The following is a 22,688-nucleotide window of genomic DNA, read 5'->3' as shown; positions in this document are numbered from 1 at the left end:
ATCACTCTTTCTCAGCTATTAATTTATCCAACTTAGCTTCGATCTGCTCTAATTTTTGACGTATTTTCAAAAGAATTTTTTTCTGTATTTCAAACTCTTCTCTACTCACCACATCAAGTTTTTTTAAACTTTTATTAATAATATTATCTTTCGAGTTTTTGATTACATCATTAATTGGACCTAAAATTTCTTTCATAGAAAAATAGTATTAAATTATCTTTACATAAAAGTATAAAAGTTATGACAAGAATAGGCAATAAACTATTGAAACTTAAATAACGTTAGTAACTTGAGTAAGAACCCCAAGAAGAAGCATTGGCATAATACCTAAGAATAAAAGAACTAAACCGTTGATACTTAGTGCTATAAGAGATGTCATTGGAGGTTTAACTGTCTCATTATTCTCTGGCTCATCAAAATACATAGTTCTAATAACTCTTACATAATAGAATGATGCCACAACAGCCATAAATAGCACAAAACATGCCAATACATAACTGCCATCATTAATTAAGCCCATAATAACAAATAATTTTGCTATGAAACCACCGAATGGAGGAATCCCTGCCATAGAGAACAAAACTATCAGCAGTATAAATGCTAACCAAGAGTCTTTTGTATTGAAACCTTTTAGATCTTTAAGATCTTGAACTTCATAACCGCCAACAGAGATTGTAGTTAACACCCCAAATGCTGCTAGAGTAGTAAAAACATAAACTATTACATAGAAACTAGCCGCTGTTAAAGCATAGCCCTGTGGATTAAGTGTAGTAGCTAACAAAACAAAACCTATTTGCGATACTGTAGAATAACCCAAAAGTCTCTTAACGTTTGTTTGCGATAAAGCGACTAAACTACCAAAGAATATCGACAATATACCTATAACTCTGAATAAGTATATCCAAGAATCTTTAAGCGATGGAAAGCCTACAAATAAAATATTAACAAGCATAGCAAATGCTGCTACTTTTGGAATAGTCGCAACAATATTGGCAACAGCATTTGGCGCGCCCTGATAAACATCCGGCAACCACATATGAAATGGGAAAGCTCCTAACTTGAATAAGAAAGTTGCTATCATCATAACTAAACATACAAGTAAGAACTGCTGCTCTAAGCCTGTGAAATTTCCTTGTGAAAGTGCAGTTGCAATATCAGTAATATCAAGTTGACCTGTCATACCATATACAAATGACATACCAAATAACAATAAAGCTGAAGCAATAGCTCCTAATACGAAATATTTAATAGCAGCTTCAAGGCCTGTACTAGAATCTCTATAAATTGCTATTAGTGCATACATTGGTAATGACAATAACTCTAAACCAATATAGATTGTAACCAAACTATGTGCAGCTGTAAGAACCATCGCACCTAAAACACACAGCATCAAAAGTGTATAAAAATCACCATCTGATATTTTTCTATCTTTTACATACTCTCTTGAATATAGCGCCACGAATACTGCCAATACAAGTATCACTAACTGTAACGTATAAGCAAAACCACTGAATACAACTTGCCCCTCAAAAACAGAGCTACTATTTTGGATTAAGTATTCTTTGGCAAAAGTAGCAACAAGAGCAAGTAGCGTAAATACTTGAAAGAATATGTAGTTAATATTCCTAATTTTACCGTGTAAAAAAAGCCCAGAAAACATTACAACTATCACACCTAGTGCTAATAGTATTTCTGGCAATATATAAAGAATTGATAAACTCATAATCAAAACACCACCCTATAGAGATAAACCAACAATATTAGCCGAAGCAGCTTCTGAAAGATGCAGTATCGGCTCTGGATAAAAACCAAACAATAAAGTTGGTACCGCTAACAATATAAATACAAATAGCTCCATCTTATTCAAATCAGTCAGGTTCGCTACTTGCGTAGATACCACTTCTCCAAAAAACACCCTCTTATACATCCATAGAGTGTAAATTGGCGCTATGACCAAAGTTAAACCAGCAATTAGTGCTATTAATGGAGAGTACTGAAATACAGCCAACAAAATCATGAACTCACCGACAAAGCCACTAGTACCTGGTAAACCTACATTAGCCATACAGAAAAGTAAGAAAAACATTGCGAATATTGGCATAGTCTTAGCCACACCTGAGAAATCTGATATTTCTCTTGTATGCATTCTTAAGTATAGATAACCAATACCAATAAACATACCACCAGAAGAAAACGCATGAGCAATCATCTGAAATACAGCACCCTGTAGTGCTAATTGCGCATTAGTTGTACCAAGTACAGGATCGGCACTCTTAAGTATGAAAATAGAGAACAAACCTAATGTAACAAGACCCATATGCGAAATTGATGAATATGCTATCAGTCTTTTGACATCAGTCTGAGCAACTGCAACCACACCAACATAAACAATAGCTATCAAAGACATAATTATCAGTACGTACTCTAATGATGCTGTAACTTCAGGTAGCATCGGTATTGCGAATCTTAAGAAACCATAAGCACCTAGCTTAAGCATAAGTGCTGCAAGTATAACAGAACCTCCTGCTGGTGCCTCTGAGTGAGCATCTGGCAACCATGAGTGGAATGGCCACATCGGAATTTTAACTGCAAAAGCTAAGAAGAAAGCACCAAATATTAGCCATTGAGCAGTAAGTGTAAACTTAACAGAATCTGCCAAACCATTTGATTGAGCAGCCCATGCGATAAAGTTTTGGATTGAATATGTATCTGCACTTACTAGTAAGTCAGCTGGAGATGCTGCCACTCTTGTTTGAATATATAAAATCGCAGCTAGTAAAAATACTGAACCAAAGAAAGTATACATAAAATATTTAACAGCTGCATACGCTTTGTTCTTACCACCCCAAATACCTATACCCAAGCAAGTTGGAATTAATAATGCTTCCCAAAAAACATAGTAAAGTATAGAGTCTGTTGCACAGAAAACACCATTTGTCAGACCACAAGTAATCAAAAATATTGCCATGTATTGTCTAACTTTTGTTTTGATAGAAGTCCAAGCTGCTAGAACAATAACTAAAGTAGCAAAACTTGTTAAAACAATAAATAAAACTGAAAACCCATCAACGCCTAGACCATAATAAATATCATGCATGCCAAATACCTTGAACCATTTTGCTGATTCTTGGAACTGCATCGCAGAACTACTATAATCAAAAGATGCTACCAAAGGTATGCATAAAGCCAGAGTTAAACAGCTAAATACTAAAGCCACCCAACGTGCAGCATCACCATGCAACTCTTTTGTTCTTGTCGCTAATACAACAAAGCCACCAACTATTGGAAGCCAAATTATTAAACTTAATAAGTAATTACCTAAATTCATAATACTAGTTTACCCTCTACCTATACTGATATTAGCAAAATCATAAATAACAACACACCGACCATCATTACAAAAGCATAGTCAAACAGATATCCACGTTGAATTTTTCTAAAACTATCACCAGTATGATAGATCAGACTAGATGTGCCATGTACAATCGTTTTATCTATGATAAAGATATCTACTGCTTTCCATAGGAAAGTACTAATAGCCAAGAAGATATTAACAAATACAACATCATAAAGAGTATCAATAAAGTATTTCTTAACTAAAATATGATAAACAATACCAAACCCAGACTTAGCATTTGCAAGCACTCTTGGTATAACTGGCAACCATATATACAAAATATAAGCCAAAACTAAAGCACTGAAAGCTAACCAGAATGGTACAGTTGATATTGAATGTTTTATAAATGCTATAGAACTAACTGTAGCAGGTTCACTAGCAAGATGAGCTGTAACAGATTCTCCACCTAGTCCTGCCTGAATATATGAAGTTATAGTATCACCAAATAAGCCATGATTTTGCGATAAAATACTTGTGAAGAAATACTCTCCAACAAATACTGAAGGTATAGCCAATAATACCAATGGAATTAGTATACTAAACGGCGACTCTTTGATATGAGACTTCTCTTCTTCTGACATTCTCTCTTTACCATGGAATACCAAGAAAAACATTCTAAAAATATAGAAAGATGTCACAAATGCACATGCTAATACCATGTAGTATGCAAACTGGTGACCATATACAGTAGTAGACTGCGCCGCTTCAATAATTAAATCCTTTGAAAAGAAACCTGAAAATGGCGGTAATGCTGCAAGTGCCCAAGCACCTATAAGCATACATAAATATGTAACAGGCATATACTTTCTCAAGCCACCCATTCTACGAATATCTTGCTCGTGATGCATCGCAACTATTACAGAACCAGCCGCCAAGAATAATAATGCTTTAAACATAGCATGCGTCATCAGATGGAACATCCCAATAGAAAATGCTCCTGCGCCCTGAGCTACCATCATATATCCAAGCTGAGAAAGTGTACAATATGCAATTACTCTTTTTATATCTGTCTGTACTATCGCAATCAAGCCCATAAACAAACATGTAATTGCACCAATAATAAGTACAAAACTTAGTGCTGCAGGTGATAGTACAAACATTGGAGAAAGTCTAGCAACCATAAATACACCCGCTGTAACCATTGTTGCAGCATGGATTAGTGCCGAAATAGGTGTCGGACCTTCCATCGATCCTTCTAGCCATGAGTGTAAAGGAAACTGTGCGGATTTACCCATCGCACCAATAAATAATAGCGAACACATCAGTGTAACAGGACTGAAGCTCAAACCTAAGAAGTGAATAGTTTGAGTATTATCAATATTTGATAAAGCTGCAAATACAGTTGTATAGTCAACAGATCCAGTGTATAAAATAACCGCCCCAATACCTAACAAAAAGCCTAAGTCACCAATTCTATTTACAATGAATGCTCTCAAACTAGCAACGTTAGCTTTATCTCTATTAAAATAAAAGCCAATTAATAAGTATGAGAATAAACCAACGCCTTCCCATCCAAAAAATAGCAATAAGAAGTTATTGCCCATAACTAGGCAGAGCATTGCAAAGGTAAATCCTGAAATATATGCAAAAAATCTTGCATAGCCTTCTTCACCTTTCATGTAACCAATAGAGTAAACATGTACTAATGTTGATACAAAAGTTACTATCAACATCATGTATACAGTTATCTTATTAACAGTAAAACCAACATCAAATGTAAACTTATCTGAAATCGGAGCCCACTGATAATAACTTACAGAATAAACTTCTGATCCAGCAAAAACACCATAGGCTAAAATTACACTAAGGACAAAAGAAAGACCACACAAAGAAATTGTAAAAAAGTTAACACCTGCATTCTTTACAGACTTGCCACCAAATCCAGCAATCAGAGCACCAAGCAATGGTGATAACACTATGACTGCTATTAGTACAGCTGCTACTTGAGTATTTATTATCATAGCTTGCTCTTAACCTCTTAGTGTATTGAGTTTACTTAAATCAATAGTTTTACGTTTTCTAAATATTGCCACAACAATTGCCAAACCAATTGCTGTTTCCGCTGCTGCCACAGCCATTATAAAGAAAACAAAAACGCCACCCATCGCTTGATGGTGCATATTAGCAAATATCAGAAAGTTAGTATTAACTGCTAGAAGCATCAATTCTATCGACATCAAAAGTATAAGAATATTTCTTCTATTAATAATTATGCCCGCAACACTTATTACGAATAACAATGTACTAAAAATCAAACCATTCGTAACTGAAACTGAAATACTATTCATCTCTAGCGCCCTCTCTATTACTTGGTATCTTAACCATAGTTAGACGATCTTTTGCTCTAACTTTGACCTGTTGCGCAGGATTCACAGACTTGTTACCTTTACGCTTAGATCTCAATGTTAATGTAATTGCTGCTGTCATTGCTGCTAATAAAATGAAATCAACTAATTCAAACACATATAAATTGCTATTATCAAACATTGTTAGACCTATGATTTTAAGTCCACCAACACCGCCCTGCATAGAGTCTCCCGCGAATACTTTAGTAGCAGCATAGCTAATCACTGTAGCAAATATTGCACAAACTATTATAGCTGCAAAAGCATAGAAGAATCTTCCGACTCTACCTTGCTTCTCAACATGTAGATCCAGCATGAATACTACGAACAAGAACATTACTAAAACTGCACCAACATATACAACTATAAGCAACAATGCTAAGTATACTTGTTGAAAAATTATCCACACAGCTGCTGTAAATACGAATGTAAAAATCATTGCTATTACAGAATTTACTGGATTATTCGCCAAAACTAACACTAAAGCAGAAATAATAGCCAGTGATGCAAATATGTAAAATAAAATATCTGTTACTACCATTTCTCTACCTAAAATCCTTATCTTGTAATCTATCTGCTGCTATCTGTGCCTCATATTTATCACCAATAGCTAAAAGCTTAGCTTTTGTCATAATATTTTCACCACGCTCTTCAAAGTGATACTCAAGAATATTGGTTTCAACAATAGAGTCCACTGGACAAGACTCTTCACAATAACCACAAAAAATACACTTAAATAAATCTATTTCATAACTAGATGTTCTACGTGATCCATCTTCTCTTTCAGTAGAGTTAATTGTGATTGCTAATGCTGGACATACAACTTCACATAGCTTACAAGCAATACATCTTTCCTCACCATTCTCATAACGTCTTAAGGCATGCAACCCTCTAAATCTATTAGATATAGGAGTTTTCTCATCAGGATATTGCACAGTAACCTTACGTGTAAAAAAGTGCTTACCCGTGACCCTCATCCCTTTTAGAAGTTCCCAAAGTAGAAAGGTTTTAAAAAAACTTGTTATATTTCTCATAATATTATCCTTTTTACCACCAAGGTCCTATGCCAAACCTAACCATACAAGCTACTACTACAACCCAAACAAATGTTAAAGGTATAAATATTTTCCAACCTAGACGCATGATTTGGTCATATCTATATCTAGGGAATGTCGCACGCACCCACAAAAACATAAACATAAATATACCAGTCTTAGCAAACAACCATACAACACCAGGAACAAAGTTAAATACAGCTTCTAAGGGAGTCGCCTCAAACGGTGAGCACCAACCACCTAAGAACATAATTGAAGTTAAAATACTAATTAAAATCATATTTGCATACTCTGCTAAAAAGAATAGTGCAAACCTAGATCCTGTATACTCAATATGGTGACCAGCAATAATTTCTGACTCACCTTCAACCACATCAAAAGGCGCTCTATTGGTCTCAGCAATACCTGCTATGAAATACACTACGAATAGCGGGAACAAAGGTATAAAGTACCAATGCCACAGACCTCCAGCCTGAGATTCAATAATCCCAGTTATGCCCATAGAACCAGCTGCAATTACAACTCCAACGATTGCAAATCCCATAGCTAATTCATAAGATACAACCTGCGCACCCGCTCTAAGAGCACCAAACAAAGAATATTTACTGTTAGATGCCCATCCTGCAATTACAATCCCATATACTGAAAAGGATGTCATTGCTAATATATATAGAAGCCCTAAATTCATATCTGACAATACTACACCTTTTGAAAAAGGAATAACTGCCCAAGCAGCATAAGCAGGAGCGAATGCTAATATCGGAGCTATGAAAAACAAATACCTATTTGAATTTGTCGGGACAATAATCTCTTTAAGAAAAAGTTTTAGAGCATCAAATATCGGCTGTAGTAAGCCAAATGATCCTACTCTATTTGGACCTATTCTATCTTGCATATAGCCAATAACTTTACGCTCAGCATATGTATAATAAGCAACTACAAGTATAAGAGGAATAACAATTAACAACACATAAAGCGCTGTCCATAATATATACTCTAACATATTACTTAACCTCCCTCACCAGCTTAATATTCACACTATCGCCTGACAAAAATGATTTATACAACGATCTTGGAATCATAATATTCTTAGCCTGCAAACTAGAATCAACTGATACTTCAGGTGTTATTTCATTGTCAATATCGTAGATTTTAACGATACCGACCTCAGCTTTCAGACCGATTTCATCAGCTATTTCTTGTGAAATCCTAACTCCAGAGAAACGCTTGGCATCATAAGTTTTCTGTAAAGGTTCTGCCCTTCTGAGTAAGCTACTAGTACTATACATAGAATTTGATGCAACAAATGCAATATCTTTTTGATAATCTAGATTTGCATTAAGAATTTGCACTACATGATTAATACCAACTCTAGCTCTATGAGCATAAGTATCATTAGTAACTTCTGATATTGAATTATACTCAAAACCTTCTAATCCCAACAGATTCCCAACGACTCTTAATACACGCCATAGCTCTTTATTATCAGCATATGGTTTTACTACTTGCTTAAACTCTTTAGTATTGCCAAATAAATCAACGAAACTTCCGCTTGTTTCATAGTGAGTAGCTACAGGCAAAATAATATCTGAGACATCTTTTGTAAACTTATCTGCAAATGCAGTAAAGCTAACAACGATATCGATATTATCAAGAGCCTCTCTTAGCTTCTGCTCACCGTATAAACAATCTTTAGATAACTCAGTATGAGCAGTAAATAAAAGCTTAGTAGCTGTTTGACCGTTCAAACATTTATATGTACTAAATTTAGATTTAGAAGAGCTAAATATTCTCTCAGCTGCCACCGAATTAACATTACTAGCCAGCACACCACCTTTTACACCAATAACTTTTTCTAATATTTCCAAAATACTAAATACTGTTTCAAAGCTACTACTGTTAACAATATCTTGGCCAACAATGATTTTTGGACTATCTGATGCAACAATTCTATCTGCAGTTTCTCTAACTTCAGCTGCTGGATCAACTTTTCTCAAAATTTCATCCAAGTCACCATATGGCAAATTTGCTCTTACAAAGATCGCTTTTAATAAAGATAATGCAATATATTGAATATTATCAGCAGCTAGTTTGACCTGTTTAACATCATAGTTAAAATCATAATCACAAATATTCCAAGCCACTACTTTAGCATTGTTTTTTTCTACAGCATCTTTAACCGCAATATTAACTAATGGATACTCTTTTCTAATATTTGATCCAAAAACCAAAATAAAATCACTTTCACGAATATCATCTAATGAACAATTAAAGCCTTTACCAGCACTTATCCCCGGTATATCAGCATACTGTCTTACTCTACCATCAATATTAGTTGATCCAACACTAGCTAAGAGCTTTTTCATTAAATACATCTCTTCAGATGTTGCTGACTCTGATACAATAGCTGATATAGCATCAGCACCGTCTTTTTCTTTGGTTTTCTCAATTGCTACCTTAACAAAATCAAGCGCCTCTTCCCAAGATACTTCGACCCAACCACCAGACTTTTTAATCATCGGCTTTTCAATTCTTTCTGGGCCATATAATCCAGAGTATTCAAACCTATCTCTATCAGCTATCCACGTACCAGTTATTTCGTTCTCTCTAGGAACAGTTCTGACAATTTTATTTTGATAGACATGTGCATTAATATCTGTAGCCAAAGCATCACCTGACGATACCGTAGGGAACTGTTTTAGTTCCCATGCTCTTGCTTTGAATCTAAAAGGCTTAGATGTCAAAGCACCGACAGGACAAAGATCAATAATATTGCCTGAAATTTCTGAGTCGACCATATCTCCTGAAATATATGTGCTGATAGCAGAATGATCTCCTCTACCCATAACACCTAATTCTTTGACGCCGGCTACTTCCTCACCAAAACGAACACAGCGTGTACATAAAATACATCTAGTCATATCAGTAGCAACCAAAGATCCTAGCTCAGGATCTTCAACAGCTCTTTTTGTCTCAAGGTACTCAGAAGTCGTATTACCATATCCCATAGCAATATCTTGAAGCTCACACTCTCCACCCTGATCACAGATCGGACAATCTAATGGATGATTTATCAATAAAAACTCCATTACGTCTTTTTGCATCTGTAAAGCCTTCTCCGAACGAGTTTTGACCTTCATGCCATCCATAATTGGAGTAGCACATGCAGGGGAAGCACGTCTTGCACCTTCCACATCAACTAAGCACATCCTACAATTAGCAGCTACAGATAGCTTTTTATGATAGCAAAATCTAGGAATATAGATACCATTAGCATCTGCCACTTCTATTATTGATTGATTTGGCAAAGCTTCATAGCTTTTACCATCAATCTCTATACTTATTTTTTTGGATTCTTTATTGTCTGACACTGAACTACCTCAATCAACTATTGATCCACAATACTCTTACCACCATTCTCAATCATATAGACAAATTCTTCTCTGAATTTATTTATATAACTTTGGACTGGCCATGCTGCAGCATCTCCAAGACCACAAATAGTGTTACCTTCTATATTTGTTGCTACTCTAACTAGAGTATCGATATCTTCGGGTTTTCCGTCACCAGCAACAATTCTATGCAATGTCCGCGCTAACCAGCCAGTACCTTCTCTGCAAGGAGTACACTGACCACAAGATTCCTCATAATAGAAATCTGCCAATCTAGCCAATGTTTTAACCATGCAAGTTGTTTCATCTAAAACAACTACTGCGCCAGATCCTAGCATAGAACCCGCTTCAGCTATAGACTCATAGTCCATAGTAACCTTAAGCATCTCTTCACCAGTAAGAATCTTAGAAGAACTTCCACCTGGTATCACAGCCTTTAGCTTATGACCATTACGAACACCACCACACATCTCTAAAACATCTTTGAAAGGAGTACCTAAACCTATTTCCATGACTTTTTGATGCTTAACATGACCAGAAATACAAAAAAGCTTAGTACCGCCACTTTTTTCAGTTCCAAGATTTTTAAACCACTGTCCACCATGCTGTAAAATTACTGGTGCCGATGCGTAAGTCTCAGTATTATTTATGTTAGTTGGTCTGCCATAAAGGCCTTTGAAAGCAGGAAATGGTGGCTTAAATCTTGGGCGACCCTTTTTGCCCTCCAACGAATTAAGCAATGCTGTCTCTTCACCACAGATATAAGCTCCTGCGCCAATCGCAGAATACAAATCAAATGAAATGCCTGAAGATTTAATATTTGACCCCAACAATCCTGCTTGATAAGCCTCTATCAAGGCATCTTCAAATCTTGCAATAGGTTCGTAAAACTCACCTCGTGTATAGTTATAACCAGCCGTAGCACCGACCACATATCCAGCAATAGCCATACCCTCTATTAATTGATGAGGATTATTACGCATTATTTCTCTATCTTTACAAGTACCTGGCTCCCCTTCATCAGAGTTACAAACCACATACTTCTGACCTGGAGTATTACGTGGCATAAAGCTCCACTTAAGACCCGTAGGGAACCCAGCCCCACCACGACCTCTAAGCCCTGATATCTTGAGCTCTTCAATAATTTGCTCAGGCGGAATCTTCTCTGTTAAAATTTTATTCCAATAAGAATAACCTCCTACAGATAAGTAAGACTCCAAGCTGTACGGCTTATCTAAATGCAGGGTACGAAAACAAACTTCATTTGCCATATATAACTACTCCAAAGAATCAATTATTTGATTCACTTTTTCTATAGTTAGATTTTCATAAAAAATCTTATCAACCTCAAGCATAGGCGAGCCACAACAAGCTCCCTGGCATTCAACTTCTTTTAGAGTTATGCGACCATCTTTCGTAGTCTCTCCAGGTTTGATTCCTAGTTTTTTCTCAATATGCGTCAATATATCATACGCGCCATTTAACATACACGAAACATTCGTACATAAATTTAACTTATGTCTACCCACAGGTTTCAGTTCATACATACAGTAAAACGTAGCAACCTCATAAACATCAACTTTACTAACTTGTAAGTATTCAGCAAGAGCTGTTTGTAAATCATCAGTTAAGTAGCCACCATTTTGATCTTGTAAAATATGCAACCCTTCCAAAATCGCAGATCTACGCTGGTCCGCTGGAAATTTACTCAAAACCCTGTCTATATCTTCTTTCGCTTGTGGCGATATCAAATCTACTAAAGACATCTTTTTCCTCTATCTATCTACATCACCAAACACAACATCTATTGTAGAGATAATCGCTGGAGTATCTGCTAACATATGTCCTGACAACAACTCATCCATAGCACTTATGTGAGTAAATCCCGGTGCTTTCATCTTAAGTCTATAAGGCTTATTTGCTCCATCAGACTTAATATATACACCAAATTCACCTTTAGGATGCTCCGTACCAACATAAACCTCTCCCTCAGGAGTACAATAACCTTCAGAAAAAAGCTTAAAATGATGAATAAGCTCTTCCATATTATTTTTCATTGCATTTCTTTTTGGAGGAGCAACTTTGTGATTATCCGAAAGAACTGGCCCTGGATTAGCTCGCAACCAATCAACACATTGTTTAATTAGCTTATTTGATTCGCGCATTTCTGCCATTCTGACAAGATATCTATCATAACAATCGCCATTAGCACCAACAGGAATATCAAAATCAAGCTTATCATAAACCTCATAAGGTTGAGATTTTCTAAGATCCCAAGCCACGCCACTACCTCTCAACATTGGCCCAGTGAAGCCAAGCTCAACCGCTCTTTCTGCTGTAACAACGCCAATATCCACAGTTCTTTGTTTCCAAAGCCTGTTATCTGTTAAAAGTGTATCTATCTCATCTAGAGATTTATCAAAATCAACAACAAAAGAATCTAAAAAGTCCAACATACCGCCTTGCCTGTTAGCATTGATTTTTTTGGTTTTTCTTTTGCTTGTAAATCTAGTTTGCTTATATTGTGGCATTTGTGTTGGTAAATCTCTAGCAACACCTCCTGGCCTAAAATACGCAGCATGCATACGAGCACCAGAAACAGCTTCATAACAGTCAAATAAGTCTTCTCTAACCCTAAAAGCATACAAAAATACTGTCATAGCGCCTAAGTCGATACCACACGCAGCAACCCAAAGCAAATGATTAAGAATCCTTGTCATTTCAGCAAACATCACACGAATGTACTGAGCTCTTTCAGGAACCTCAAGTTCCAAAAGCTTCTCGATCGCCATCACGTAAGCATGCTCATTACACATCATCGAGACATAATCCAATCTATCCATATAGCCAATACTTTGATTATATGGTTTAAATTCAGCAAGTTTTTCTGTTCCTCTATGAAGTAAGCCAACATGCGGATCAGCCCTAACAACCGTCTCTCCATCTAGCTCTAAAATAAGCCTAAGAACACCATGCGCAGCAGGATGGACTGGACCAAAATTTAGTGTATAGTTTTTATACTCTGCCATTGTTACAAACCCATAATTTTATTGATTGCGAATTACTCTTGGTGCATTGACCCTATCATCGATCTCTACAGGCTCATAAACAACCTTGCCAAGATTTTCATCATAACGCATCTCCACATAACCTGTCTGGGGAAAATCTTTTCTCAAAGGATGCCCCACAAATCCATAGTCAGTAAGCACTCTACGTAAGTCTGGGTGATTATTAAAATAGATCCCAAACATATCATAAACCTCTCTCTCAGCCCAATTAGCCGAAGGCCAAAGATCCTCAACCGAGTCAACCATAATAATCTGAGCATCTTTTAATTTACATTTGACACGAACTCGAACGTTATTAGCCATACTTAGCAACTGATAAATAATCTCAAATCTATTATTAACATCAGCAGTTTTAAAGCCCTGTTGTCTCCCCCTTGAAAAACCTGTTTGAGAAACAACCTTACCCACTTGCCAATCAGACTGACCATAAGTCAAATAATCAACAGCCGTAATATCAGTAAGTTGCTTGAAGTGATACTCTTTCTTAAGTTTTTTTAGCACAAGATGTATGTCACGCTGATCTTTAATAGAAATATTAATCTCACCATATGCAACATAACACTCAACACCAAAACCGTTCAATATTTTTTCTACATTATTAAAATGATCTTGTAACCTAGCACTCACGATCACTTCCTCGCTATAGTATCTTTTCTAATAATTTTGTTCTGCAGCTGTATTATCCCATAAACTAAAGCTTCTGCAGTCGGAGGACATCCTGGAACGTATATATCCACAGGAACTATTCTGTCGCACCCTCTCACCACAGAGTAAGAGTAGTGATAGTATCCACCACCATTTGCACACGAACCCATAGAAATCACCCACTTAGGATCTGGCATCTGATCATAGACTTGACGTAGTGCTGGAGCCATCTTATTACAAAGTGTACCAGCAACGATAAGAACATCTGATTGCCTAGGAGATGGTCTAAAAACAATACCAAATCTATCTAAGTCATACCTAGCAGCACCAGCATGCATCATCTCAACCGCACAACAAGCCAAACCTGTAGTTACAGGCCACAATGAACCAGTGCGCACCCAATTTATAAGTGCATCAGCACTTGCAGTTATAAAACCTTTATTCTCGTTACCTATTCCCACTCTAAAGCTCCTTTTTTCCAGGCATATATCAAGCCCAAGAATAGTACCACCAAAAATATAATCATCGCAAAAAAAGCATGATTTGAAATAGCAGGCATTCCAGCACTAGCCTTTAAATTTATACCCCAAGGAATAATGAACGCCAACTCTAAATCAAATACCAAAAACAGTACCGCTATTAAGTAAAAACGGACATCTAACTTTTCTCTAGCATCTCCGAAGGTTGGAAATCCACACTCAAAAGTCTCACCTTTTGTTGCATTCGGGTTATTAGCTCCAACAATCATCGATAAAATTTTACCGATCATTGCAAATGCTGCTCCCAAACCAAAAGCTATGATAAGGAATATCAATATTGGTGCAAATTCTGCATAAACATTAGCGCTCATAGAAAAAGATTGATAAAAATAATTAGTTCGTTAATGATAGCACAATTAGAGTTTAAGTACAAAGTCATAAGAAATTTAAAAGCTTATAGATACTATAAAATAATTATTTGAACTACAAAAACCTAAAATCGTAAAACACTATAGCCTCTAAAGGCTTTACTTAGTCAAGCTTTTCACATAATCTTTAATATTAGAATTTTATAAAAAATCTATAAACAACATAAGATGAACTCAAATAACTTTGATCTAAAACAATATGGCTTTAAGATTACTCAACCACGAGTTGAAATACTTAAACTTTTTGAAGAAAATAAAGACAGACATCTTAGTCCTGATGATGTTTTTTCTAAGCTTAAATCTCAAGGAAGTAGTACAGGCATAGCTACAGTTTATAGAGTGCTTAATCAGTTTGAATCAGCAGGAATAATAAGCCGACTTAAGCTAGACTCTGATCAAGTTATGTATGAGCTAAACCAAGGAGATCACCACGATCATATTATCTGTGTCTCATGCAACAAAATACAAGAATTTTATAGTGAAGAAATCGAAGCCATGCAGAAAAAAATAGTTCAATCTCTTGGAGCTGAAATGGTTGACCACAGTCTAAATATATATATTAAATGTAAATCTTGCTTAAAAAAGTGACTTCTAATTTTTGAAAATTTCATCATACACTCTTTGCAAGAGAGTATTATCGCTCTCTGTTAGAAAATATAAGCTATTACCTTTAGCTCCATAACCAACTAACTTACTACTTGATATGCCTAGCCTATCCGAAAGGTCCTTAAACAACTGAGGTATCTTATCTAAACCATTTCCAATTAAGGCGGTTAAAGATAAATTACGCTCAAATTCAAAACAATCAAGATGTAAGGCAGTTAAATCACTAATTACAGAATTTTCTATAAATTTATCAAGTCTATTAATAACAAATGAGAATTCTTTGTCACTCAAACTAACTATAACTGGCGTTACTCCATATTTTTTTAGCAGAGAAAAAATATCAGGAGCCACATCTGATATATCTCTATCTTGAAGTTTTATTTTCATCAGAATTTGTTCATGCTTTTCTGTAATAGCTCTCACTCCATCTCTATTAACTAACTCTTGATTATCTACAATACAAGTTCCTCCTTTATTAGGATCAAATGTTGACCCGACAAATACTTTTGTTCCACTTCTTATTACAGGCCAAAGCGTATCAGGATGCAAAACCTTTGCACCAAAGCTTATCAGTTCAATAGCCTCTTCAAAATTTATCTGTCTTATTACTCGAGATTTAGGTATCAATCTTGGATCAGCTTGATGTATACCCGCAACATCTGTCCAAATATACAGCATATTTGCATTTATAGCCTCAGCAATCAATGCAGCTGAATAATCACTCCCTCCTCGGCCTAACAATATTGTTTCATTATCTAAATTTGAACCAATAAAGCCGCCCATGACATATATCTTTTCCGAATCAGAAAGATATTTCCTCGCCTGATTTTTTATGTTTTCTAATAAAGGCTTAGCCTCAATATAACCACCATCGGCTTTAATAATTTTTCGAGCATCTATATGCTCACAATTTATGCCTTGCTCCCTCAAAATATGATTAAAAATATATGCTGAAACCCTCTCTCCAAAAGATAAGATCTGTGATTGTAATCGTAAATCTAATTCTTGACTTATATATAGTCTCTGACAAAACTCCTCGAGCTCACTAAATAGGTTCTCTACATTAGAACTCTCTGCTGGCAGAACAGATTCGACAATAGGATCTATGATAAGATGAAGGTCTTTAAATATTTTTTTATAGCCATAAATATCACTTTTTATAAGCTTCTCTAATAAATTAGTAACTCCAGCTTGCGCACTGACAACAACAACTTTTATATCTTCATTGTTTTTGACTATGTCAACGCATTTATATATAGCTGCGATAGTTGCGACACTAGTTCCACCAAATTTTGCTACACTGATTTGTTTTTTCATAATTTTTTTGCTGATTCATGTTGCATTTAAATATAATGTAAATGATAATCATTATCAATAAATAAACAGCAGAGATAAAATATGAATTTACAATCACAACAAACGATGTTAGAAAATCAAGCAACTTGGGAGTCTAATGCTAGAAGCTATCCTAGAAAAAATCCTTTAGTTATAAAAAAAGCTCAAGGTGTTTATTTAACAGACATTGAGAATAAAAAATATATAGATTGCCTAGCAGGAGCTGGAACTATTGCTCTTGGACACAATGATCCTGAAATTACAAATGCCATATCACAAACTCTAAACAAAGGGGTTCCGATACATACATTAGACTTACTTACAGAAGAAAAACATAGCTTTATGGAAGAGCTACTAAATACTCTACCCCAGTCTTATCATGGCAAAACAAAAGTTCAATTTTGTAGCCCAAGTGGTTCTGATGCAGTTGAAGCAGCAATCAAACTATGCAAAACGGCAACAGGTAGAGAAAATATAATTGCATTTCATGGTGCCTATCATGGTATGACTCATGGAACACTTTCTCTTATGGGTAATTTAGAACCAAAACAAGATATTGCTGGACTTACTCCCTATGTACATTTCCTACCTTATCCTTATTCATATCGTTGCCCTTTTGGTCTAAAAGATGAACAAAGCATAGACATAAATATTCAAATGATCTCTCGATTATTAAAAGATCCTGAAAGTGGTATAAAAAAACCAGCCGCAATCATACTGGAACCCGTCCAAGGTGAAGGAGGTGTAATCCCAGCTCCTGTAAAATGGTTAAAGGCAATAAGAGAGCTAACTAAGGAACTAGATATACCTCTAATTGTTGATGAAGTTCAGTGTGGTATTGGCAGAACAGGATACTTATATGCTTTTGAAAAAGCCGGTATTGATCCAGATGTAATTGTTCTATCTAAAGCACTTGGTGGAGGATTACCAATATCTGTAATACTATACAAAAGTTATTTAGATACTTGGAAGCCTGGTGCTCATACAGGAACATTTCGTGGTAACGTGCTTGCAATGGTTGCAGGAAGCGTTGTTCTAAAAAGAGTAAATAATACTGACTTCCTAGAACAAGTAAGTAAAAAAGGTAATTATCTACTCGACAAACTCCATAGCCTAAAAAACAAATATAACATTATTGGTGATGTTCGTGGTTCGGGCTTGATGATTGGTATGGAAATAGTTGATATATCTTCAAAGCCGGACTCAATCGGTAGCTTGCCAGCTGATGGAAAAAAAGCTCTAGCAATCAAAAAAACTTGTTTTGATATGGGATTGATAGTTGAGTTAGGCGGTCGCTTTGGAGGAACTATTAGACTATTACCTCCTTTAACAATAACTATTGAACAAATCAATGAAGTAGTTCAAATATTAGAAGACTCGATTAAGGAGAATATATGAGTCTAAATCTTGATAACTACTTTCTAAACAGCTCTATAGAAAGTACTAATGCATATAAACAAAGTATAAAAGATACGTTAGAAATAATCACAGCTAACTTAAAGAGCCCTAACATTTTTAGTGGGCAAGAGGCAAGGCAACTAGAAAGATTAACTACTCAATATAAGATAGATAAAGAACCTAAAAAGTTAGAGAATATAATCCAGAATCAGCTTGGCGAGTTTTTTAAACATTCGCTGAATGTTAATTCTCCAACTTCCATGGCTCATTTACATTGCCCTGTAATGTTACCCTCATTAGTTGCTGAAATATTTATCTCAGCTCTAAATCAATCTATGGATTCATGGGATCAAAGCCCTATTGCCACATATATTGAACAAGCTGTTATTAACTGGTTTAGCTCTTTAATTTACATAGATAATCCATGCTCAGATGGTATATTTACAAGTGGTGGAACTCAGTCAAACCTAATGGGACTACTTTTAGCAAGAGATCATTATTGTGAAAATGTTCTAAATCATAAAATAGCAGATTTAGGTTTACCAAATACTGCTAACAAATTTCGTATCTTATGCACAGAAAAAACGCACTTCTCTGTGCACAAATCTCTATCAATATTAGGATTAGGTAAAAACTCAATCGAACTAATAAAAACAGATGAGAATCTTAAATTAGATGTTAAAGATTTAGCCTCAAGAATAGACTCTCTGAAAGTACAAGACTTAATTCCGATATGTATAGTTACAACTATTGGAGATACTGACTTTGGCTGTATTGATAATATCAAGTCAATAGCAGAAATAGCAAATAAACATAACATCTGGCTTCATGCAGATGCCGCTGTTGGTGGAGCTCTAATACTTTCAAATAAACACAAAGATCGACTAGTCGGTCTTGAACTTGTTGATTCTGTAACTATTGATTTTCATAAGCTATTTTTCCAACCTGTAAGTTGTGGGGCTTTTTTCTGTAAAGATAGACAAGCATTCAAGCTTCTAAGTTACCATGCTGATTACTTAAACCCTGATGAAGATGGCTTTGATACTATAAATTTAGTAGATAAATCGATACAAACAACTCGTAGGTTTGATGCTCTAAAAATATTTATCTCATTGCAAAATAGTGGTACTGAATTATTTGCAAAATGGATTGATCATATTATTGAGATTACAAATATAACGATAACAACTGTAGAAGAAGACAATAGCCTACAACTAGCCTTTGAAGAGCAACAACACTTAAGCAATCATCTAAATACAATTGTTTTTAGGTATTATGATAAAAATTTAAGTTCTAACACTCTAAATTTAATTAATAGAGAGATTCATAAGCTTATATTTCATAGTGGCAAATTTGCTATAGCTCAGACAAAAATAAATAAGAATATTTACTTAAAAATCACCTTAGTTAATCCAATGATAACATCAGAACTGATAAGTGCCTGTCTCAAGCAAATAAAACACTATGGCAACTTAGTCAAAAATCAAATAGAGGCAAGCAAACAATGAATAAATACGCAAATAGAATAACTCTAAAAAATTTTTTAAATTGTTACTACCGTGAGTTTAACAATTATGAATTATCCCGAAACAATGATGGTGGTTATCGATTTAAGATCCTTTTAAAATCTATAGATTCTAGTTTTGAAACTAATGTAAAAATTTCTCCAATATTGAAATCACCAATATGGGAATTACCATGCTATTTAGTAAAACAAGATGAAAAAATAAAGCTTGACCCTCTTGAGGCTGTATTTTTAATTAGCAAGGAGTTAGAAAGCTCTAATGTAATCGCCTTTGATGAGTTATTAGAGAGGATAACCAACTCCGCAACAAATATTGCTCAGATATTACATTACAGAAAACACAAAATTGATGATGCCTTTGGATATGAAAACTCATTTATCACAAATGAGCAAAACTTAATAAGAGGTCATCGATTACAACCAGATCCTAAGAGTAGAGAAGGCTTTTCTAAGGAAGAGTTCGTACAATATTCTCCAGAAACAAATGGCAAGTTTCAGCTTTATTATATGTATATAAGTAAAGATATTTTAGAATCACAATCATTACTTGAAAAAAATACAGATGAGATTTTTTCAGACTTCCTAAAAAATGAGAGTATATACTATAAATCTGATAAAGATTACCAATTATTTGCTGTACATCCTTGGCAAGCAAAATACTTGGCAAAACATGATGAAATCCAAAAGTATAAAGCTCAAAAAAAGATAATAGATATTGGCATAACAGGCCCTTGGTTTTATCCAACAACCTCTGTTAGAACTGTGTACTCTCCACAAGCCAACATTATGCTGAAATTCTCGCTAAATATCGCCATAACAAATTCAGTAAGAACGAATTTGGCGAAAGAATGTAACAGAAGTTTGACGGTTCATAAACTATATACAAATCATTTACAGACTATCTTAAATAATGAGTTCCCATTCTTTAAGCTAATTACAGATCCTGCTTATTGTGCAATAAAAGTTAATAATAAGGTTTTTGATCCGAGTATCTGCATTATACGCAATGCCAACTTTAATCCTCAAGATGATATTGCATGTATTGCAAGTCTAACTGAACCCAACCCATTTAATGAAGCTACGCGTATTGGCTCATTAATTCAGTACTTCAGCGTACACAATAATATCTCTACTTATGAAGCTACTATCTACTGGTTTGAGACTTACTTAACAGTGGCTATTACCCCTATACTATGGCTGTACTCAAAATATGGTATTGCTCTTGAAGCTCATCAACAAAATTTGCTAGTCAAACTAGAGCATGGACTACCAGTTGAAAGCTACTATCGTGATAGCCAAGGATATTATTATATAAAAGACCATCCAGAACTCAAAAAAGCTAATTTCGGAGATATCAGTAGTCTATGTGAAGAATCTGAGGACTTTATAGATCATCATTTTTGCTACTATTTCGTTGTAAATCAACTTCTTTCTGTAATAGAAGCCGTTACAAATACTGGCTATATTAGCGAACAAGATTTAATAAAAATAACTATAGATTTCTTAGAAAGCTTCCTAGAAAAGTATAAAACCTGCGATAAATTTATCAAAAAGATTCTAAATATAGATCAATTACCTCTAAAGGCTAATCTACGCACAAGACTTTGTGGGCTTGATGAACTACAGGCTCCTTTAACTAATCAATCTATTTATGTAAATACAAATAATCCTTTTAAGGAGGTTATATGAAAATCTATGACATTATTGGCATAGGAATTGGTCCTTTTAATCTTGGACTAGCGGCATTATTAAACGATAAACCTATCAACTGCCTTTTCTTTGATAAAAAAGATAATTTCTCTTGGCACCCTGGGTTGATGATGAACTGGACAACATTACAAGTACCATTCTTAGCTGACTTAGTAACTATGGCTGATCCAACTAGTGAATTTACTTTTCTAAATTACTTACATCAAAAAAACCGTATGTATAAATTTTACTTCAAAGAAAATTTCTTTATACCTAGACAAGAATATAACGACTATTGCTTGTGGGTATCACAAAAGTGTAATTCTTGTAAATTTGGCTATGAAGTTATAAATATAGAGCATCAGATAGATTCCCTGAACGAGGCTTGGTGCATCACAGTAAAAGATAAAGATAATCTAGAGCAACAATACTTAACAAAGAACATTGTACTTGGGTTAGGTACATCTGCATATTTGCCAAGTAAACTTAAGAATAAAGCGAACATTCACCATAGTAGTGAATATCTGAATATAAAAGATCTAGCTCTAAAAGATCAGCACATAACGCTGATAGGTTCTGGTCAAAGTGCTGGAGAGATATTTTTAGATTTGATGAAGTCAAAAGATGATTCTACAAAAATTAGCTGGCTAACTAGAAGTAAAGGCTTTTTCCCAATGGAGTACTCTAAACTTGGTCTAGAACACTTCTCACCTGATTATATTGAGTATTTTTATAACCTACCTAATTTAGAAAAGCCTAAACTTCTAAGTGAACAAGATTTACTCTATAAAGGAATTAGTGCTGAAACAATATCAGATATCTATGATGTCCTTTATGAACAATCTATAGAAAATAAAAACAATGCTGAATTAATTGCAAACTGTGAATGCCTAAATATTGATAACTCACAAGATAAACTTCTCTGCTCTTTTTATCATAGTCAGCAAAATCAAGAGTTCTCAATCGCAACAGATAGGGTTATTGCAGCAACCGGATATAAAGCAAATATAAATAATGCCCTCAAAAATATAGAAGCACTAATTCAACGAGATGATAGCAATAATCTCAAAATATCTCGTGATTATAAAATAATCACGCAAAATACGTCTTTAAAAATTTTTGTCCAAAATGCTCAGATCAACTCTCATGGTGTAGGTACTCCTGATTTAGGATTAGGGGGTTATAGAAATGCTGTGATAGTAAATACTCTTCTCAACAAAGAGATATACAAAGTATCTTCTCGAACGATTTTCTCAACATTTGGTGTTCCAAGAAAACACTTAAGACAAAGAACAAACATTAAAGTCGCATAAATTACAGGAGACT

General features: G+C 34.9%; 21 protein-coding genes. 5 read left to right on the top strand and 16 right to left on the bottom strand.

The genetic code is table 11. The features are described 5' to 3' along the window. Position 1: 1 nt before the first annotated feature. The 15 genes from FTPG_RS03070 to ndhC all read right to left on the bottom strand — a co-directional run bounded on the left by FTPG_RS03070 (position 2) and on the right by ndhC (position 14,752). Positions 2-196 carry an accessory factor UbiK family protein gene (locus FTPG_RS03070; RefSeq protein ID WP_004286965.1) on the bottom strand — a complete coding sequence of 65 codons (195 nt, stop codon included), beginning with the start codon at positions 194-196 and terminating at the stop codon, positions 2-4. Between the two features lie 75 nt (positions 197-271). Further along, complete coding sequence (locus tag FTPG_RS03065) at positions 272-1,723, bottom strand: NADH-quinone oxidoreductase subunit N (protein ID WP_004286964.1); 1,452 nt, start codon at positions 1,721-1,723, stop codon at positions 272-274. 15 nt (positions 1,724-1,738) lie between these two features. Continuing rightward, positions 1,739-3,328 carry a complex I subunit 4 family protein gene (locus FTPG_RS03060; RefSeq protein ID WP_004286963.1) on the bottom strand — a complete coding sequence of 530 codons (1,590 nt, stop codon included), beginning with the start codon at positions 3,326-3,328 and terminating at the stop codon, positions 1,739-1,741. A 20-nt stretch (positions 3,329-3,348) separates the two neighbouring features. Further along, on the bottom strand, positions 3,349-5,358 hold the full coding sequence (nuoL, locus tag FTPG_RS03055) for an NADH-quinone oxidoreductase subunit L (protein WP_004286962.1): 2,010 nt from the start codon (positions 5,356-5,358) through the stop codon (positions 3,349-3,351). Between the two features lie 9 nt (positions 5,359-5,367). Then, on the bottom strand, positions 5,368-5,685 hold the full coding sequence (gene nuoK, locus FTPG_RS03050) for an NADH-quinone oxidoreductase subunit NuoK (protein ID WP_004286961.1): 318 nt from the start codon (positions 5,683-5,685) through the stop codon (positions 5,368-5,370). After that, positions 5,678-6,283 (bottom strand): NADH-quinone oxidoreductase subunit J, encoded by a 606-nt coding sequence (locus FTPG_RS03045; RefSeq protein WP_004286960.1) that lies wholly within the window; start codon positions 6,281-6,283, stop codon positions 5,678-5,680. Before FTPG_RS03045 ends, nuoK begins: the two co-directional genes overlap by 8 nt. Before the next feature lie 4 nt (positions 6,284-6,287). Next, positions 6,288-6,776, bottom strand: coding sequence for an NADH-quinone oxidoreductase subunit NuoI (gene nuoI / locus FTPG_RS03040; protein WP_004286959.1), 489 nt, complete (start codon positions 6,774-6,776; stop codon positions 6,288-6,290). A 13-nt stretch (positions 6,777-6,789) separates the two neighbouring features. Then, the gene (gene nuoH / locus FTPG_RS03035; protein ID WP_004286957.1) at positions 6,790-7,800 is read right to left on the bottom strand and encodes an NADH-quinone oxidoreductase subunit NuoH; all 1,011 of its coding nucleotides are present in this window, start codon (positions 7,798-7,800) and stop codon (positions 6,790-6,792) included. A 1-nt stretch (position 7,801) separates the two neighbouring features. Then, entirely contained in the window at positions 7,802-10,168 is a 2,367-nt protein-coding gene (gene nuoG, locus FTPG_RS03030) for an NADH-quinone oxidoreductase subunit NuoG (RefSeq protein ID WP_004286956.1), read from the bottom strand. 17 nt (positions 10,169-10,185) lie between these two features. Then, entirely contained in the window at positions 10,186-11,460 is a 1,275-nt protein-coding gene (nuoF, locus tag FTPG_RS03025) for an NADH-quinone oxidoreductase subunit NuoF (RefSeq protein WP_004286955.1), read from the bottom strand. Between the two features lie 6 nt (positions 11,461-11,466). Then, positions 11,467-11,955 (bottom strand): NADH-quinone oxidoreductase subunit NuoE family protein, encoded by a 489-nt coding sequence (locus FTPG_RS03020; protein ID WP_004286954.1) that lies wholly within the window; start codon positions 11,953-11,955, stop codon positions 11,467-11,469. Positions 11,956-11,964: 9 nt separating this feature from the next. Beyond that, positions 11,965-13,218, bottom strand: coding sequence for an NADH-quinone oxidoreductase subunit D (locus tag FTPG_RS03015; protein WP_004286953.1), 1,254 nt, complete (start codon positions 13,216-13,218; stop codon positions 11,965-11,967). A gap of 18 nt (positions 13,219-13,236) precedes the next feature. Further along, a complete protein-coding gene (locus FTPG_RS03010) occupies positions 13,237-13,884 on the bottom strand; it encodes an NADH-quinone oxidoreductase subunit C (RefSeq protein WP_035722240.1) in 648 nt (215 codons plus the stop codon). Between the two features lie 2 nt (positions 13,885-13,886). Further along, the gene (locus tag FTPG_RS03005; protein ID WP_003017394.1) at positions 13,887-14,363 is read right to left on the bottom strand and encodes a NuoB/complex I 20 kDa subunit family protein; all 477 of its coding nucleotides are present in this window, start codon (positions 14,361-14,363) and stop codon (positions 13,887-13,889) included. Next, complete coding sequence (gene ndhC, locus FTPG_RS03000) at positions 14,354-14,752, bottom strand: NADH-quinone oxidoreductase subunit A (RefSeq protein WP_004286950.1); 399 nt, start codon at positions 14,750-14,752, stop codon at positions 14,354-14,356. The genes FTPG_RS03005 and ndhC overlap by 10 nt, the downstream gene beginning before the upstream one ends. A gap of 225 nt (positions 14,753-14,977) precedes the next feature. On the opposite strand from ndhC, the gene FTPG_RS02995 reads away from it, so the two are divergent. After that, complete coding sequence (locus tag FTPG_RS02995) at positions 14,978-15,397, top strand: Fur family transcriptional regulator (RefSeq protein WP_004286949.1); 420 nt, start codon at positions 14,978-14,980, stop codon at positions 15,395-15,397. A 3-nt stretch (positions 15,398-15,400) separates the two neighbouring features. On the opposite strand, the gene FTPG_RS02990 is transcribed toward FTPG_RS02995, so the two are convergent. Next, positions 15,401-16,732: an aspartate kinase gene (locus FTPG_RS02990; RefSeq protein WP_004286948.1), complete on the bottom strand. Its 1,332-nt coding sequence runs from the start codon at positions 16,730-16,732 to the stop codon at positions 15,401-15,403. A gap of 81 nt (positions 16,733-16,813) precedes the next feature. On the opposite strand from FTPG_RS02990, the gene FTPG_RS02985 reads away from it, so the two are divergent. The 4 genes from FTPG_RS02985 to FTPG_RS02970 are packed head-to-tail and all read left to right on the top strand — an operon-like array spanning position 16,814 to position 22,675. Further along, entirely contained in the window at positions 16,814-18,148 is a 1,335-nt protein-coding gene (locus FTPG_RS02985) for a diaminobutyrate--2-oxoglutarate transaminase family protein (RefSeq protein ID WP_004286947.1), read from the top strand. Next, the gene (locus tag FTPG_RS02980) at positions 18,145-19,656 is read left to right on the top strand and encodes a pyridoxal phosphate-dependent decarboxylase family protein (RefSeq protein WP_004286946.1); all 1,512 of its coding nucleotides are present in this window, start codon (positions 18,145-18,147) and stop codon (positions 19,654-19,656) included. Before FTPG_RS02985 ends, FTPG_RS02980 begins: the two co-directional genes overlap by 4 nt. Next, positions 19,653-21,362 carry an IucA/IucC family protein gene (locus FTPG_RS02975; RefSeq protein ID WP_004286945.1) on the top strand — a complete coding sequence of 570 codons (1,710 nt, stop codon included), beginning with the start codon at positions 19,653-19,655 and terminating at the stop codon, positions 21,360-21,362. Before FTPG_RS02980 ends, FTPG_RS02975 begins: the two co-directional genes overlap by 4 nt. Continuing rightward, positions 21,359-22,675 carry a lysine N(6)-hydroxylase/L-ornithine N(5)-oxygenase family protein gene (locus tag FTPG_RS02970; protein ID WP_004286944.1) on the top strand — a complete coding sequence of 439 codons (1,317 nt, stop codon included), beginning with the start codon at positions 21,359-21,361 and terminating at the stop codon, positions 22,673-22,675. The genes FTPG_RS02975 and FTPG_RS02970 overlap by 4 nt, the downstream gene beginning before the upstream one ends. Positions 22,676-22,688: the final 13 nt, after the last annotated feature.

It is taken from the genome of Francisella philomiragia subsp. philomiragia ATCC 25015 (assembly GCF_000156715.1).
GTDB lineage: Bacteria > Pseudomonadota > Gammaproteobacteria > Francisellales > Francisellaceae > Francisella > Francisella philomiragia.
The sequence above is the reverse complement of the archived record's forward strand: the minus strand, read 5'-3'. Positions and strand labels throughout refer to the sequence as shown.

Bases quoted from the DNA above. Each gene is read 5' to 3' on its own strand.
- FTPG_RS03070 (WP_004286965.1), bottom strand. From the start codon at position 196: ATGAAAGAAATTTTAGGTCCAATTAATGATGTAATCAAAAACTCGAAA.
- FTPG_RS03065 (WP_004286964.1), bottom strand. From the start codon at position 1,723: ATGAGTTTATCAATTCTTTATATATTGCCAGAAATACTATTAGCACTA.
- FTPG_RS03060 (WP_004286963.1), bottom strand. From the start codon at position 3,328: ATGAATTTAGGTAATTACTTATTAAGTTTAATAATTTGGCTTCCAATA.
- nuoL (WP_004286962.1), bottom strand. From the start codon at position 5,358: ATGATAATAAATACTCAAGTAGCAGCTGTACTAATAGCAGTCATAGTG.
- nuoK (WP_004286961.1), bottom strand. From the start codon at position 5,685: ATGAATAGTATTTCAGTTTCAGTTACGAATGGTTTGATTTTTAGTACA.
- FTPG_RS03045 (WP_004286960.1), bottom strand. From the start codon at position 6,283: ATGGTAGTAACAGATATTTTATTTTACATATTTGCATCACTGGCTATT.
- nuoI (WP_004286959.1), bottom strand. From the start codon at position 6,776: ATGAGAAATATAACAAGTTTTTTTAAAACCTTTCTACTTTGGGAACTT.
- nuoH (WP_004286957.1), bottom strand. From the start codon at position 7,800: ATGTTAGAGTATATATTATGGACAGCGCTTTATGTGTTGTTAATTGTT.
- nuoF (WP_004286955.1), bottom strand. From the start codon at position 11,460: ATGGCAAATGAAGTTTGTTTTCGTACCCTGCATTTAGATAAGCCGTAC.
- FTPG_RS03020 (WP_004286954.1), bottom strand. From the start codon at position 11,955: ATGTCTTTAGTAGATTTGATATCGCCACAAGCGAAAGAAGATATAGAC.
- FTPG_RS03015 (WP_004286953.1), bottom strand. From the start codon at position 13,218: ATGGCAGAGTATAAAAACTATACACTAAATTTTGGTCCAGTCCATCCT.
- ndhC (WP_004286950.1), bottom strand. From the start codon at position 14,752: ATGAGCGCTAATGTTTATGCAGAATTTGCACCAATATTGATATTCCTT.
- FTPG_RS02995 (WP_004286949.1), top strand. From the start codon at position 14,978: ATGAACTCAAATAACTTTGATCTAAAACAATATGGCTTTAAGATTACT.
- FTPG_RS02990 (WP_004286948.1), bottom strand. From the start codon at position 16,732: ATGAAAAAACAAATCAGTGTAGCAAAATTTGGTGGAACTAGTGTCGCA.
- FTPG_RS02985 (WP_004286947.1), top strand. From the start codon at position 16,814: ATGAATTTACAATCACAACAAACGATGTTAGAAAATCAAGCAACTTGG.
- FTPG_RS02980 (WP_004286946.1), top strand. From the start codon at position 18,145: ATGAGTCTAAATCTTGATAACTACTTTCTAAACAGCTCTATAGAAAGT.
- FTPG_RS02975 (WP_004286945.1), top strand. From the start codon at position 19,653: ATGAATAAATACGCAAATAGAATAACTCTAAAAAATTTTTTAAATTGT.
- FTPG_RS02970 (WP_004286944.1), top strand. From the start codon at position 21,359: ATGAAAATCTATGACATTATTGGCATAGGAATTGGTCCTTTTAATCTT.